Annotated in this window: 12 protein-coding genes; 5 read left to right on the top strand and 7 right to left on the bottom strand. The window is 53.9% G+C overall.

All coding sequences use genetic code 11. The features are described 5' to 3' along the window. Positions 1-13 precede the first annotated feature (13 nt). The gene (locus VKV29_RS00740; protein WP_016481671.1) at positions 14-277 is read left to right on the top strand and encodes an RNA recognition motif domain-containing protein; all 264 of its coding nucleotides are present in this window, start codon (positions 14-16) and stop codon (positions 275-277) included. Between the two features lie 55 nt (positions 278-332). Here VKV29_RS00740 and VKV29_RS00745 read toward each other — a convergent pair whose 3' ends face one another. The 3 genes from VKV29_RS00745 to VKV29_RS00755 all read right to left on the bottom strand — a co-directional run bounded on the left by VKV29_RS00745 (position 333) and on the right by VKV29_RS00755 (position 5,285). Continuing rightward, positions 333-2,120, bottom strand: coding sequence for an FAD-dependent oxidoreductase (locus VKV29_RS00745; protein WP_324199381.1), 1,788 nt, complete (start codon positions 2,118-2,120; stop codon positions 333-335). Positions 2,121-2,123: 3 nt separating this feature from the next. After that, positions 2,124-3,071, bottom strand: a complete 948-nt coding sequence (locus tag VKV29_RS00750; RefSeq protein WP_324199382.1) for an undecaprenyl-diphosphate phosphatase — start codon at positions 3,069-3,071, stop codon at positions 2,124-2,126. A gap of 216 nt (positions 3,072-3,287) precedes the next feature. Next, positions 3,288-5,285, bottom strand: coding sequence for a choice-of-anchor tandem repeat GloVer-containing protein (locus VKV29_RS00755; RefSeq protein WP_324199383.1), 1,998 nt, complete (start codon positions 5,283-5,285; stop codon positions 3,288-3,290). Between the two features lie 465 nt (positions 5,286-5,750). Here VKV29_RS00755 and VKV29_RS00760 point away from each other — a divergent pair, with 465 nt between their 5' ends. From VKV29_RS00760 to VKV29_RS00775, 4 genes are read left to right on the top strand one after another with little or no spacing between them, the layout of a single operon-like run. Next, on the top strand, positions 5,751-6,200 hold the full coding sequence (locus VKV29_RS00760) for a c-type cytochrome domain-containing protein (protein WP_324199384.1): 450 nt from the start codon (positions 5,751-5,753) through the stop codon (positions 6,198-6,200). 13 nt (positions 6,201-6,213) lie between these two features. Further along, positions 6,214-7,668: a c-type cytochrome domain-containing protein gene (locus tag VKV29_RS00765; protein ID WP_324199385.1), complete on the top strand. Its 1,455-nt coding sequence runs from the start codon at positions 6,214-6,216 to the stop codon at positions 7,666-7,668. A gap of 43 nt (positions 7,669-7,711) precedes the next feature. Beyond that, positions 7,712-10,225, top strand: a complete 2,514-nt coding sequence (locus tag VKV29_RS00770; RefSeq protein ID WP_324199386.1) for a DUF1549 and DUF1553 domain-containing protein — start codon at positions 7,712-7,714, stop codon at positions 10,223-10,225. Positions 10,226-10,237: 12 nt separating this feature from the next. Then, positions 10,238-11,701, top strand: coding sequence for a DUF1501 domain-containing protein (locus tag VKV29_RS00775; RefSeq protein ID WP_324199387.1), 1,464 nt, complete (start codon positions 10,238-10,240; stop codon positions 11,699-11,701). An 83-nt stretch (positions 11,702-11,784) separates the two neighbouring features. Here VKV29_RS00775 and VKV29_RS00780 read toward each other — a convergent pair whose 3' ends face one another. From VKV29_RS00780 to VKV29_RS00795, 4 genes are all read right to left on the bottom strand, one after another. Continuing rightward, entirely contained in the window at positions 11,785-12,633 is an 849-nt protein-coding gene (locus VKV29_RS00780) for a sugar phosphate isomerase/epimerase (protein ID WP_324199388.1), read from the bottom strand. Between the two features lie 49 nt (positions 12,634-12,682). Then, complete coding sequence (locus VKV29_RS00785) at positions 12,683-13,420, bottom strand: amidohydrolase family protein (protein ID WP_324199389.1); 738 nt, start codon at positions 13,418-13,420, stop codon at positions 12,683-12,685. A gap of 6 nt (positions 13,421-13,426) precedes the next feature. Beyond that, positions 13,427-14,149: an amidohydrolase family protein gene (locus VKV29_RS00790; RefSeq protein ID WP_324199390.1), complete on the bottom strand. Its 723-nt coding sequence runs from the start codon at positions 14,147-14,149 to the stop codon at positions 13,427-13,429. Positions 14,150-14,173: 24 nt separating this feature from the next. After that, positions 14,174-14,900, bottom strand: a 727-nt coding sequence (locus VKV29_RS00795; protein ID WP_324199391.1) for a glutamate--tRNA ligase family protein, incomplete at its 5' end; no start/stop codon positions are given.

Genomic DNA, 14,900 nt, shown 5'->3' on the forward strand with positions numbered 1-14,900 from the left:
GAAGGAGTGAAGAATGTCTAAGCGCATCTATGTGGGAGGCCTGCCCTATTCCGCCACCGAGCGGGATGTGGAGGCTCTCTTCTCGTCAGCAGGTACGGTGAAAGAGGTGACCTTGGTGTCGGACCGCTACACCGGGCAGGCCAAAGGTTTCGGCTTCGTTGAGATGAGCACCGATGCCGAGGCCGATGCGGCCATCAACATGCTGAATGGTACGACAATGGGCGGAAGAACGTTGACCGTTAACGAGGCTCGTCCGCGCCCAGCACGTCGCTACTAAACCCGAGGCTCACAAGAACACGCCCTCCTCTTCATTGAAGAGGAGGGCGTTGTTTTTATGCCTCGTTTAATTCCTGTGCAAGCCAATGCACCGCCTCGGCACGATGCACCGTTCTCGGCATTTCTTGTGCCGGTAAACCCAACAAAGCGCGCCAACTGCCCCAATCCTCTGGCTGCATCGGCTCCTTTGGGCGGAAGAGCAGGTCGGTCTCTTTGCCGAGTCCTATTCCTCTACAGGCTAATCGCTGTAGGGCATAGAAAGAGGGATGATGCGGCGGCACATCGGTATACCAATGCAGCACAAGCCCCTCGTCTAGAAGTTTTGCCTGAAACTTGGAGAGCGCTGATGGGACGGAGTAGATTTCACGCGGTTTAGCGTTTGTGGCGATGCAGTATGCAACGAGGATGCCGGCGGCCTCACCGATACACCATTCGATGGGGTGTAGGCGATAAGCTCCATTGGTAAGATGTGTCAGACCCGCGTTTTTGCCGGCGGGCAAAAGATTTTCCCAACGCCTTGGAATGAGAATGCGCAGGGGTATTTGGAACGGACGGGTAGGAACATAGGCAGATGGTTCCCCGTGAGCATTTTTGTGGATATCGAGCGCGTAGTGACCGATGCCGATCGTGTCCGGCATGAAGACCGCTCGTGCCTGCTCCCCCCGGCAGATATGCCCTTGAAAATCGCGCACCACGATATCCTGCTCGCGCACGGTGTCTACCGATAGGATGCGTCGGGACTCTCGAATGTAGGGACTTGGAGCGCAGCCATCTTCGGTGTCGAAATAGTCTTTCCGTAGGCGAAACTCCGGGTAGCCATGCTGGTTGGGGTCATCCTCACGAGGACACTCGTTTTGGAGCCAGTAGAGATAACCGACGGAGGCACGGCGTGCGCGCGCAAGCGTGTGGCGTATCCGATTCTCATCTCCAGCGTTGGCGCCGATGATGTTGCCGCCATAGAAGTCGTTGCTGGCAGTGTTGATCATGGAGACATCGTGGGGAATACGGGGATCATCGAAGTTTTCTGCCGCAAGGATTCTCCGATAGCTCCACCAGGGGTAGTTGCCACTGAAAAGTCCGGTAATGGCTCCATCCACAAGGCTGTAATTCTGAAGCTGTTTCAGCTCTTCATAGTCTGGTGGCGGCGCAATACAGTTCTGTTCCCTTGTCTCGGGGGACCATTCGATGGCAAATGGAAAGGTGAAGGGCTGAACCCAGTCGGAGCGCGGGCTTGGCGGAGCGTCCGGCTCGCCCGTTTGTTCTCGGCTTTCTGCGCCGACGACCCAGTCTACTCCCTCTTTTCCGCAAAGTGGAAGTAAATCCCCCGTGTCGGTAGCATCCAGCACGTAACGTGGGCGAAAGGCCAATATCCTCCCTTCAACGGAGAAGATAACCCTCTCGAGCATGCGCCCATCGGTGTTCATGTCACACCGAAGGCAGCGAGCGTTCAGCAGAATATGGAGGTTGCCGTTTTCCTCGAGAGAGTGAAGGCGCTCGTAAAGTATTCGTTGGCCTACTTTAGGTTCAAACGAGAGCCTGCTTACCCAACATCGTCCGGGGTTAAAGGGGTCCATGGCCTTACCGATGGGGCTGAGTTTGTAGAGGCTTCGATAGTAGTCTCGGACGGAGGCGCGGAACCAGGCGTATCTACGGGAGGGAGGAAAGGTCTCGATGAAGGCATTTTCATCGGGGGTCGAGACGCCCTGTGCCGTCAGTTGTCCGCCGATCCAGGTGGAAGGCTCGACAAGCCAGGTATTTAAACCGCACTCTGCGGCCGCCATGGCGGCTGCAGTGCCGCCGGTGCTTGCACCGAAGATGAGGAGGTCGCACTCTTGCACGTCCATAGGCTATTCCCTTTTCGATAAGAGCACGTGGTTGGGCACTTTAGCGAGATGGTTGGGGGTATGTTCGTGGAGAACTCCCGCCTTTAGAAGGGCGAGGATCAGCACACCAAGAAGAATGCGATAGGCGATGAAGATAAAGGTATTGTGGAAACGCATGTAGCCCATAAACCATTTTGTGACGATGTAGGCAAAGATACCTGCAACCAGTGCTGCGAAGAGAAACATTCCCAGCTCGGCGAAAGTGGGGGGGCCAACATGAAACGGCATGAGCCGATGGGCTTCGTTGGGGGAAAATGCGGAGGGTTTAAATACAAAGAGAGCGGTTTTGCTCAGCTTATAGAGGCCGGCTGCAGTGATGGCAGGAATGGAGAGGAGGAAGCTGAAGTGGGTGGCGCTTTCATGGTCGAGATCGCGAAAGAGACCTGCGGTAATAGTGGTTCCGGAGCGAGAGGCGCCTGGAACAAGGGCAAGCACTTGGGCCCACCCAATGACCTGGCTATCGAGGAAGCTAAGGTGCTCCAAGTCCTTCTTACGTTTACCCACAATCTCGGCGGCCAGCATGATAACTGCTAGCACAATAAGGGCAACAGCTACCACATCGAATCGTCTGAAGGTGGTGTCAATTTTCTTCTCCAACAGTAGACCGAAGATAGCCAAGGGGAGGGTGCCAAACACAACATACCAGCCCAGGCGTGCATCGGTGTCGTTAGGGGGAATATTGAAGGGAGAGCGCGTCCGCACGATGCCGCGTAGGTAGCGCACGATGTCGTTCCAAAAGTAGATGATGATGGCCGCAATGGGGCCGAGCTGTACGACCGCGGAGAAGGCCGAGCCAACATCATGGCCTAACATCAGTCGGGATGCGATGTCCATGTGCGCCGTGCTGCTAACGGGCAGGAATTCGGTGAGGCCTTGTAGCAAGCCGAGTAACGCTGCTTGCAGCCAGTTCATACAGGGTATCATCCTCTCTCTTTGATTTGCTATCAAAGTATACCGAAGGGTTTGGTCTCATTCACGCCTTTTCGGCCTAATCTTAGACAATTCTAAGTTCCCGACAGACGTTGGCGCCGGCCGGTTTATTCCAGAGGCAGGCCAAAGAGGGCGGCAACTTGCTTGCCACCCTCTTGATGTTTCGGATGTGCCGACTCGCGGCCTTAGTGTAGGGGCTTATGGCACATTTATTTTGAAGGTACCTCCGAAGCTGCCGTTGTAGAAGGTTCCTTTTATTAACAGTACCGCCGGCCCAGAGACGACGTTGGATGGGAAGAACAGGGTGACCGAGGTGCTGGAGCCGGGAGGCAAGTTCCCCACGAAGATCGGCAAGGGGTTGAGGGGAGAGAAAGCGGCTTTGTTCTTATCGGTCAATTGAACTGCAGGTAGCTTGGTGTTATATGCCGTCCCGTTGCCTACGTTGGAAACGAAAAGGGATACAAGAACCCCTTTCTCTGGATGGGAGGCCGGGACGTAACCCCGTATTACCCTTCGAACATGAAGTAGGATACGAGGTGTTCCGCCTCCGGGAAGCACGAAGCACGGATCGGGTGGATGGGTGACGACTCCGATGTTAGGATCGTAGATTTGCACCGGATTCGTGCCCGGCACCGCCAGCAGGGCGGCCGGAATCATAACCAACATTTGGGTGCCGTCATCCGAGACTGCTTCCGGCTGAATGGGGATGTTATCCCACAGTAAAACGTCGTTTTGAGCAAAGCCGGAGCCGACTGCGACGAGAGGAGAGGTGTCGGAACCGGCAAAGAACATGTTAGGCGAAATGAAGTTGAGCTTTGGTCCGATGCGATAGATATTTCCCGAATCTCTATCTCTCAGAAACTCGCATTCGCCGTAGAGGCAGCCATCGCTGCCTTGAATTAACGCTTCTGGATCGGCACCGTCCGGCCCTGTAAGAGCGAAGTGGTGAAGGATGTCGAAGGATATCCCATAAGGGTCGAGCGCAAAGGTCACGCCTCCACTATACGTGCCCCCGGATACCGTCGTGCCAAAGAGCTTACCGTTTACCCCTTGAATGAGGTGTGTAGGGAAAGCCCCGTCGGAACCCGTGAAGTTATGGAGAATAGTCGGCCCCGGAATGGTGATGAACTTGAAAACGGTACCCTTGCCATTAGCCCCGCCATACTGTGTCGTTCCATACAAATAGCCATCGCTGCCTTGCAGAAGGCTTGTTGGCCCTGCTCCATCGCTGTTATCCCCATGGATATCGAGGGGGGAGAATGCATAGAACAGACTAAAGAAACCAGTAAAATCACTCAACAGAATGGTGCCACTTCCGTATTCTCCGCCTGAGGCCATTGTTATGAGAATAACACCGTTGCTTGTTTGGCTTAAGCTTGTGGGGTAGTTCCCACTGTAGTTCTGACCGGTGGAGGTCAGAGGATCAAAGTTAAACCGAACGAAAATAAAGGGGTTGTATGGATCGTATTCGAAGACGACACCGGTGTTGTTCAGTCCGCCAGATATTGTGGTTCCGTAGATCAACCCGTCTTGGCCAAAAAGCACATGGTTTGGATTGGCTCCTTCGGTGCCGGTGAAGAGATGGCGAACCTGGAAGTTTGAGCCGTCGGTGTTTAGTTGGAAGAGCACGCCCAAACCTGAAGGCGTTAAAGGCGTAAAGTCTATACCCCCAAACCTGGTGGTGCCGTAGAGGGTTCCGTCAGGTGCCTGGATGAGACTATTGGGTGCCGCGCCATCTAGCCCGACGAAGCTATGGATTACCTGAAAGTCAGAGCCGTCAATGTTCATTTTGAACACGACTCCATATCCGGGAAGCCCTCCGAACTCTGCAGTGCCGTAAAGCATCCCATCCTGTCCTTGCAGCAGGCTCGACGGCACAAGGCCATCGTAGTTTGGGGGAACGCTACCGAATTGGTGAAGAGTGGTGGCAGGCATGGGAATGGCCCGCGCCGTCTGTGGCCTTCCGAAAAGCCCAAATAGCAGGATGGTGACCATGCTCAAAAGGAAGCAAAGCGTTCGACGGTGCTTATTCTTGGCTGGTTGCCCTTTCTTTATCCTATCGGGGATTTTAACCTCATAGGATGCTAATGTAGGAAGAGAGCTGTTAAAAGTAGCTAGCCCTCTTGTCTCGTTTGTAGTGCTCCGATGAGGAGCCTCTTCGCCGCCCCTAAAGGGCGCGTGATTCTGTGCATGCATCTGTTTCCTCCTTAGCGAACGAGTTAAACGGTTATTTGTTGGAATAGATAGTGTTTAAAGACAAGTAATGTCGTAAATAGCCATCACAAGTCTCTAAACAATATTGTATCACAATTTATCTGAGTCTGCAATAGGCAACTAGTTGGTGAGCTGCAACGCTACCGGTGTCGCTCTTTTGGAAGAGGACGTCGAGTGGATACCGCCCTATTTGGAGACAGAAGGAGTTCGACACAGCCTCTTTTTGAGTAAAACTTAGCTGCAGATGCTATACCAACCAAAAATTTGACATAGCGGTGCGTGTAGAGGCATAATCTATAGGAATCAGCCCATTCTTTTTTGTAACTTTTTTGTGTTGAAGGATTCAAACTACTTAGTACCATCATCGCCAGACGTCGTGAACGAACTGCAAGCAGGAAAAGAAGAATGGGGCGCTGAATAAAACAAGAAAACGAGGAGAGGTTTAGAATGTATCGCAAAAGTCGCATTCTCCTGGCGAGCTTTGTAGGTGCGAGCACTATAGGGCTGGGATGCCTATGCATTGCCGCTCCGCCAAAGAAAAAAACGCATCCGGCTCCCGACGCAGGTAGGGTGAGTTATTATCATCAAATTCGCCCCATTCTCATAGCGAAATGTTTGCCGTGCCATAGCGCGGCCAATCATGCCGGACTGCTCGATGTTACAAGCTATGCAGCGCTTTTGAAGGGAGGAGCACACGGGCCGGCCTTCGTAAAGGGGAAGCCGGCGAAGAGCCTGCTTGTAGGGTATTTGCACGGCAAACCCATGCTGATGCCTAAAGGTGGGCCTCCGCTACCCAAGGAGCAGATAGCGCTTATTGAGAAGTGGATAGCTCAAGGTGCTGTGGATGATACGCCTAAACCTCATAGCAAGGCTTCGCCAAAGGAGTCGCATCGTTAAGCGAGAAAGTGCCATGATACGAACCCGCATTGTGTGTTATATAACATCGTTTATCGTCCTATTCGGTGGGGCAGGGCTGGTGTGGCTCTGCTTCGCTGTGCCTTTAAGACCCCATGTTGCAAAGCCAGCCGTTGTGAACCGTAACGAAGGCAAGGTGAGCTTCTATCATCAGATCAAACCGATCTTACAGGCGAAGTGTCAAGGGTGCCATCAGCCAAACGTGCGCAGTGGCCACCTGATGCTGATCTCCTATGCCGATTTTTTGAAGGGAGGTACACACGGGCCGGTTTTCGTGAAGGGGCATCCGGAAAAGAGCCTGGTAATAGGCTATTTGGAGGGTAAGCCGGAGCTGATGCCTCAAGGAGGCCCGCCGCTTTCTAAGTCCGAAATCGAGCTGTTCAAGCGGTGGATCGCCCAAGGGGCCGTGGACGATACTCCGGCAGAGCATTCCGCCTACGATGCCGCCCACCCACCGGTGTACACCTCCTCGCCGGTCATCAGCGCCGTGGCGTTTAGCCCCGATGGGAAGACGTTGGCCGTTTCGGGCTATCATGAGGTGTTATTACTAAACGCCGATAATGGGGCTTTGGAGGCGCGCCTTGTGGGAGATGCCCAACGCATTCAGTCGCTGGTGTTCACAAAAGACGGAAAGACGCTGATCGCCGTAGGCGGCTCCCCGGCGCGTTTTGGTGAGATACAGTTTTGGGATGTGCCGAATCACAAACGGATCGATTCCGTGCGCTATACCTACGACACCTTGTTCGGTGCCTCGTTATCGCCTGACGATAAGGAGCTTGCGTTTGGGGGCGCAGATAATACCGTGCGGGTAGTAAGCGTGCCCGATGGCAAGCAGATCATGATGCTGGAAAACGATACAGACTGGGTGTTCGGTACCGTTTTTTCGCGCGATGGGAAATATGTGGTGAGCGCAAGCCGAGACGAAGCACTGAAGCTAACTCAGGTAGAAACCGGCTCTTTCATTGATGACATCAATACCCATACCACCCCGATGCGATGTATGGTGGGGCGACCGGGCCAAGATCAGGTGCTTTGTGGAGGCGATGACGGTATTCCGCGCCTGTATAAAATCTTTCGCACCGAGGCCCGCACCATGAACAACGAGGATCACAACCTCATTCGTGCCTTCGAGCGACAGCCGGATACCATTACGGCCTTGGCCTTCGATCCAACCGGGAATCTATGTGCGGTCGCTTCAGAAGCGGGGACGGTTAACCTTTACGATGTGGATAGCGGGGCGAAGAAATTGAGCCTGCCACCGGTGCGGGGGGCGGTTTTTACGCTTGCATTTCGACCCGACGGCAATGTGTTGGCGACCGCCGGTTTTGACGGCTATGTACGTTATTACGATGTGCGTAGCGGCCGGTTGCTGCGCGCGTTTATTCCCGTTCCTATCCATAGGCCTAATCATTCCGCACTTTCAGTACGAAGGAGAGGACATCATGGCTAGGCAAAACGAATGTTTTGGTGTGAACAAAGTAAGGAGGTCTCTTATGCAGGGGCATGCATCCAAAGGTCTTGCCGCTCTTATGTGGATAGTGGTAGGTTTTATGGTGATCGGCTCTGTGGCGTTGGCAACTCCTAGCGCTCAAGCTGCAAAACGAAGGCAGGGAGTAGCTTCCAGACCGACGCCCTCGCTCTCACTTGTTTCCATTGAGGTGCAGCCATCGGCCTTGGTTTTCAATAATGCGAGGGATGCACGCACCTTCATTGTGACCGGACATACCACTGCCGGCTACGCGATAGATCTCTCTCCGGTAGCCCATGTACGCGTGTTACAGCCCCTTGTGCATATGGACAACGAGGGCTTCCTGCATCCGGTTCATGTGGGGCATACCGAGCTGATTGTTTCGGTAGGAAACAAACAGGCTGTTGTACCGATCACGGTCAAGAGTGTGGTAGACCCCCCGATCAGCTTTATGCGCGATGTCGAGCCTGTTCTTAGTAAGATCGGCTGCAATGCGGGGATGTGTCATGGTGCGGCACATGGAAAAAACGGCTTTCGACTCTCTTTAAGAGGTTACGACCCGGCTTTCGACTACCATTCGTTGATTGATGATGTTTCCGGTCGTCGCTTCGACCGAACGGACCCCGCGCGCAGCCTTATGCTGCTAAAGCCTACTGAAACGGTGCCGCATCGTGGGGGCTTGGTGCTACCTATGGGGTCGCGCTATTATCGTATTCTGAAGGCCTGGATCGCCCAAGGCGTGCGATCGGATGTGGGGAAAGTAAGCAGGCCGGATAGATTGATCGTCTTGCCGAGCGTGCCTCACTTAACCCTTCCCGGCATGCATCAGAAGATGGTGGTCATCGCGCACTATCCTGATGGTACCACACGGGATGTAACACGTGAGGCCATTCTTTCTAGCAATACCCCCTCTGTAGCATCGGTAGATAAACTCGGAACGCTCTGTGCGGTGCGCCGTGGAGAAGCCGCTCTGCTCGTTCGTTATGAGGGGCTGTTCTCCACCGTCAATATCACGGTTCTAGGGGATCGGAGTGGTTACCGGTGGACAGGTGCGCCGGAGTTTAACTATATAGATCGGCTGGTGGATGCCAAACTTCGTAAGGTTAAGCTGTTGCCGGCACCTGTGTGCGACGATGCCACTTTCATACGCAGGGTAAGCTTAGATTTAACGGGATTACCTCCAACGCCAGAAGAGGTGAAGGCTTTCCTGGCCGATCCAACTCCAACCCAGCAGAAGCGTGCGAAGTTGGTAGATAAACTACTTAACTCAGCCGCTTACGTAGACCGTTGGACGAATAAGTGGTGTGACCTTTTAGACTGTAACAGCAAGTACATGGGGCCTGAGGGCGAGCGCAAGTTCCGCGACTGGATCCATTTTGCGATTGCCCGTAATATGCCTTACGATCAGTTCGTACGTGCTCTCATAGCCTCTTCGGGAGACTGTTATGTACACCCACAGGTGAACTACCTCAGGGTTATTTCGGACACCAGCACGGCGACGGAGGATATAACCCAGCTCTTTATGGGTATTCGCTTCTCGTGTGCCCGTTGTCATGATCACCCATTCGAGCGATGGACACAGAACCAATATTACGATTTAGGGGCCTTTTTTGCCCATATGACGAGCAAACCGGGCCCTCGACCGGACGATCTGGTATTTTACGAACAAAGCGGGGGTGAGGTGATCAACCCGCGCACAAACGATCCGGCAAAACCGATGCCGCCGTTCGGGCAGGTGAACCTAGCAGAATATCACGGCAATCTACGTGAAGCCTTCGCTGCATGGCTGACCTCGCCATCTAACCCCTATTTCGCGATGGCGATGGCCAATCGCCTGTGGAGCTATTTCCTCGGCAAAGGGATTATAGACCCTGTGGACGATATTCGTGCGGACAATCCACCCTCGAACCCGGCCCTGCTTACGGCGCTCACGCAAGACTTTGTGATGCATCACTTCGATATGCGCTACATGATGCGCCAGATCGTGCTGTCACGAACCTACCAGTCCTCTATCGTCACCAACAAATGGAACGATGATGACGACATCAACTTCTCGCACTTCATTCCGAGGCGTTTGGATGCGGAGCAGCTTTACGATGCGATCAACCTCGCTGCCGGCGTAAAGCCAGATTACGTGGGAGCCCCGCCAAGCCTTACTGCGCAACAGCTACCGGGGGTAAATCAGGATAGTAATGATGGTTTCCTCGATCTGTTCGGACGCCCCACGCGTCAAACGCCGTGTGAGTGTGAGCGCAACAGCAACATGGGGATCGTGCAGGCTCTCGATCTGATTAACGGTCCGACGGTGAATCGAGCGCTCTCTGCCCCAGATGGTCGCATTGCGAAGATGATTAAAGAGAAGCTTTCCGATAAGGAGATGGTCGAGGAGATTTTCCTGGCCACGCTGTCACGACCGCCATCGCCGAAAGAGATGCAATCGGCACTTAACTACTTCCGGCAGGCAGGCGACCGCGCACAGGCTGCCCAAGACCTAATGTGGGCTTTATTCAATAGCCCAGCGTTCCTATTCAATCATTAAGGAGGCATTACCATGCTCTCTATTCCGGGAAATCATAGTCAAGACTGCGACGGTATAACTCGTCGCGAACTTCTGAGGATTGGAGGCTCTTCCATTTTAGGGCTTTACCTTCCGGAGTTTCTGGCCTTAGAAGCCAAGGCAAGCTCTATTGCGAAGCCAACTGACAAACCAGGCTTCGGTAAAGCGAAATCGGTCATCCTTATTTTCCTGCAAGGGGGACCGAGCCATATAGATATATGGGACCCCAAACCGGATGCACCGGATAACATTCGTGGGGAGTTCAAGCCGATTCGAACCAATGTGCCGGGCATTTGGTTGACGGAGGTGATGCCCCTATTGGCAAAGCAGATGGACAAGGCGACCCTTATTCGCTCGGTTTCCTACACACCTAACGGGCTATTCAATCATACGGCGGCCATGTACCAGATGCTGACCGGGGAGCAGGCGACCGATGTTTCTCCGTCCGGGCAGTTGCAACCGCCCTCTCCTGCAGACTATCCGAATGTAGGGTGTCGGGTGGTGGAGTTTAAGCCACCGGACGTGCCCATGTTGCCTTTCGTCATGTTGCCGCGCCCGCTGCAGGAGAGTAATGTCATCGGGAAGGCGGGGAATGCGGGCTTTCTAGGGCGCGCTTACGACCCCTATACCCTCTACCCACCGAACGCCGATACCGATCCGAACGCAATGGATAAAATCCAAATTGCGGACTTGCAGTTGGCGAACGAGGTAACGCGAACGCGCATGGCCAAGCGTGTTGAACTACGAAAGCTAATCGATTCAGGTATGCCGGCTCTTGAAAAGGCCGTGAGTAACTATCAGTTAGATGCCTACTATGAGAAGGCATTAGGGCTTATTCTATCTGGTAGGGCGCGAAAGGCGTTCGACCTTAAAGAGGAGCCGGATAAGGTTCGTGATCGCTATGGACGTCATGTCTTTGGTCAGTCTGTGCTGATGGCGCGTCGCCTGATAGAGGCCGGCACGCGATTTGTTCAGGTGAACTGGCCTTCCGTTGCCAACGGCGACCCACGGGTAACGGCCTGGGACACACACGCGGCCAACTTCGGGCCGCTACGCAACCTACACTGCCCTAAACTCGATAGTGCCCTTTCTGCCCTGTTGGAAGACATGCATCAAAGGGGGCTGTTGGAGGAGACCATGGTTATTGCCATCGGTGAGTTCGGTCGTTCTCCGCGGCTAGGTGTTTCGACTTCGGGCAACTCCAATGCGCCGGATGGACGCGACCACTGGCCCTATTGTTACACGGCCCTCGTTGCAGGAGGCGGCATTCGGCCCGGCCAAGTCTATGGAAAATCGGACTCCACGGGTTCCTCGCCTGCGGAGAACCCCGTACATCCCCGCGAAATACTGGCGACGATGTACCACGCACTAGGCATACCACCGGATACGGTTGTGACCAACTATCTCGGTCAGCCAAGGCCGTTGGTGAGCGGGAAACCGATATTGGGGCTGTTCTAGGTAACAACGCGTTGTTCAACGATGAAGCCTCTGGAGAAGGTTCTCTCTCCAGAGGCTTTATTTTGCATAGCCTTCGGGAGACTTTAGGCGTAATAGGCGATAAACTGGTCGAGGTACTTCTTGCCGATCAGGAAGCCCTCTTCGCGTTCAACAGCCCCATCTTCGTGTTCAATGGAGATCACTCCATCGTAGCCATTACGACGGAGGGCGGCGATATATTCCCCCCAACGGATGACACCTAAACCCGGAATAACGTAGCGCCACCAACCGTGGCCAAGAATCCCCACTTCACGTTTCACATGCTCTTTGATCTCGGTATCTTTTCCGTGGGTATGGAAAATGCGGTCGGCGAAGCGATCTACGGCTTCGATATAGTCTATGCCTTGCCAGACAAGGTGAGAGGGATCGAAGTTCAGACCGAAATTCTTGTTGGGGATAAGCTCGAAAAGCCGCTTCCAATGGGCGAGGTTCTGGATATTGGTGGCTGTCCAGTTTTCGAGGGCAAGTTTCACCCCATTCTTTTCCGCGTGTTCGAGCAGGGGGGGAAAGACGGCCGTGCAGTCCTCCTCGATGGTTTTCATACGGTCTTTACCGTTTGGAGGCAAACCGGCCAAGGTACACACCACATCTACCCCCAGCATTTTCGCAATATTAATGGCATTGTAGACGGTCTGGATATTGGTACGACGCCTTTCCGGGTCGGCTGCGGTGAGATCGGTGTAGGCGGCAAGAGAGGAAATGCGCAGGTTGCGCTTTTCCATGAGATTGAGCACCTCTTTCGCCCTTTCGGGGGTGAAGTTGTTGGTGTCTATATGTTTGCTGCCCGGCCCGGCAACTATTTCGAGACTCCCGAAACGATGTTCTCCTGCGAAAGCGGCCACTACCTCGAGGGGTTCGCCTGCGAAGGGAGCGGTGAGAATGCCAACGAACATGAGAAACCTCCTAGAAAGATTTACTCCTGTTAAAAGGAGCACTCATTTTTTATGCACCTAGTTCCAGTTGGAAGAGTTTTTCCGCATTTTCGGAAAGAATGCGACGGCGATTGGAGGGGCTGATCTCTGAATCTTCGAGAAGCCCTATGATCGCAGCGGGATCCAGGTCGGGCAGGCCACTGCCAAAAAGTAGACGGTGGGAGCCGACGGCCTCAATGGCAGCGGGAATTCTGCCTAAATCGAGCATACCCGAAATTTCAAGAAATATGTTGGACGTCTGTTGCGCCGCCATGATAGCGGCTCTCCAGTCGGACCCCCCCATTCCCAACAGCACGAAACGGTGCATATGGTAGCGCTTAGCGAGTTCTAGGCCAACCTCCACGCAAAGGCGATTAGGCGCGTGGAGGTAGATCGGCTTTTGAAAGCGACGGCAGGCGTTAAGAATTTCGTCTGCGCTGAGTGGATGGAGCGGCTCTTCCGGATCGTCGCCGGTAAGCAGCACGCCGAGAAAGCGGCGGTGGCCGAGAAGATCGCGCACGGCATTAATGGAGGACTCTTGGTTGCGGACATGGGTCGCGAGACAGCCGTACAGTCCGTGAGTTTGCTCCAACAAATTTTTGAGAATAGTGTTTCCGGAAAGCGGGTCGAGCCTGGCAGCCCGAGTGGATATGACTATGGCCTGATCGATCCCTCTTCCCGCAAGAAGTTCTGCGAGGGTCTTAGCCGTTTGGTTGGTGGAGGGTATCGGGCTACCTTCTATGTAGACATGGCAGTCAATGACAGACATAGGACCTCACAAGGAAAAGATACGTTCTGCGTTGCGATGCAGAATCAGTTCTAGCTCCTGGGTGGAAAGGTCGGCAAACTCCAGAGTGCGCAGAACCGAGGCGATAGGTCTTTGTGGAGCTTCTGTTCCGAACAGGATTCTTTCTGCTCCCACGCAGCTAGCTGCCAGGCGAATCGCTCCTGGAGCGAGCAGATGGGAGGTTTCTAGATACCAGTTAGGCTGTTCTTTAAGCACTGCAATGGCCTCCGCCAAGATGTTGCTATCCACATCGGATAGGATGATGGGGGCGGGGTAATCGTTCAGTAGAGATTGTAGGAGAGTGCAATCTCCCATACGCCGAATCTGAACCATCAAAGGAATGGCGATGGGGTGCAGTGCCTGTAGAAGGGCGCGGAACGAGGCCAGATTCACCGGCCATGACTGCGAATAGGGAAAGAACCGGATAAGATGAAACCCATCTTCTCGTAATTGGAAAAGTTCATGTTCATCCCCAAAATAGTGCGTAGGGTTAAGCGTAGCCACCGGTAGAAGTACCTGGGTATCAAGGCAGGTTGCGCGTGTAATGGCGTTGCCGATCTGGGGAGAGAGCCTTATCCCGACGGTGGAGCATACAAAGGCACGACCGATCTCATGTTTTGCCATGAGTTCTAGAAGATGCTCTACCGAGAGATCGGCTCCGGCTGTGGGCAGTGGGCCGACGATGGTATTAACGTCCGTAATATCCGGCATATTGTTTCTCTGGTCGCAGAGCGTTTAAACTCTTTGTAGTACCCGACGCAGACGCATAAGTGTGCGTTCGCGTCCTAAGCCCCACAGGGTATCGAACAGTCCGGGCCCCACGGTTCGACCAGTTGTGGCGACGCGGGTAGGATGAACCACCTGAGCAAAAGGCACTTGAAGCCGGTCTGCGATCTCTTTTGTGGCCTGTTCCAGGGCCTCTTGCTTCCATTCGGGAAGAGCTTCATAGGCTTCGATCTCCATCTCGAGCATAGGTTTAAGATGGGGAACCCCAAACCATTTCGCCACAGCTTTCTCCTCATAGCCGTGGGGGTAGTCTAGCGGTTGGAAGAAGAAGCCGACAAGGTCGGTTACTTCGGATAAAACCTTCATTCGTTCCATTTCCAGAGGGATGACCCGCCGAGCCATTTCTAACTCGTCTTGGGTGGGTGGATCGGAGATAAGGCCGGCCTTTATAAGGTAGGGCAGGCACATCCCGATGATACGTCCTGGCTCGCTATGGCGAATGTAGTAACCGTTCATCCAGCGCAGTTTGTCGTAGTCGAAAACGGCGGGGTGTTCCGACAGCCCTTCGAGAGAGAAGCGCTCGATGATTTCGGGGATGCTCATGATCTCGCGATTCTCCTCTCCGGCAGACCATCCGAGAAGCACGAGAAAATTGAAGAGGGCTTCGGGCAGGTAGCCTTCGCGCACAAACTCCATGAACTGTGTGGCGCCGTGGCGCTTACTCAATTTTTTTCGG

Source organism: Chthonomonas sp. (assembly GCF_035294165.1).
Taxonomy (GTDB): Bacteria; Armatimonadota; Chthonomonadetes; order Chthonomonadales; family Chthonomonadaceae; genus Chthonomonas.